Raw genomic sequence first — 911 nt, forward strand, 5'->3', positions numbered from 1 at the left:
GTCTTCAACTAATAAGATTCGTTTTTTTAGTTCTTCCATATTTTTATGATATTAACGGAAGCTTAATTGTAAATGTGCTTCCTTTTCCTTTTTCACTTTCTACTGAAACATAGCCTTGGTGATCATCAACTATACGTTTAACGTAGGCTAAACCCAAACCATGTCCTTTTACATTATGTATGTTGCCTGTGCTTTCTCTATAAAATTTTTCAAACACATGCTTTACTGCTGTTTTACTCATACCGCTACCATGATCGGTTATTTTTAAGAGTACATTGTTACCAATGTTTTCAGTATAAACCTCAATTTCGGGCGCATTGGGTGAGTATTTTATTGCGTTATCTAAAATGTTAACTATAACATTTGTAAAGTGCGTTTCATTAGCTAAAACCGATGTTTTACTGGCATTTAAAAATGGTTTTATATAACCTTGCCTGTCTTCAACAATAAGTTCAACATGGGTTATAGCATCTTCAACTAAGTCGTGCAATTTAACGCGTTCCTTACTTATGTTTAGTTCATTTTTTTCTAGTTTAGATATTCTTAATACGTTTTCAACTTGGGCGTGCATGCGTTTGTTTTCTTCTTTTATCATAGATAAATAACGCTTCACTTTATCTTTATCATCAATAATTGCTGGGTTTCTTATGGCATCTAGAGCTAAATTTATGGTTGCTATAGGTGTTTTAAACTCATGCGTCATGTTATTAATGAAATCTGTTTTTATTTCAGATATTTTTCGTTGTTTAATTAACTGATATAGTGCACTTGTATAAGCTACTACAATAATAGATGTAAATACTATTGATAGTAAAATCATACCTATTATTGTTGATAGTATAAAACTTCTATCATTAGGAAAATTAACCAATAATTTATACGGGCTCTGGTTGTTTTCATCATAAAGCACT

The 911-nt window shown here is 30.7% G+C and carries 1 protein-coding gene; it reads right to left on the minus strand.

Translation table 11 applies throughout. The features are described 5' to 3' along the window. Nucleotides 1–43: 43 nt before the first annotated feature. Nucleotides 44–911 (minus strand): sensor histidine kinase (locus tag FUA24_RS08195; RefSeq protein ID WP_148541258.1); only part of this gene is annotated, 868 nt, incomplete at its 5' end.

The sequence above is a fragment of the Seonamhaeicola marinus genome (assembly GCF_008085455.1).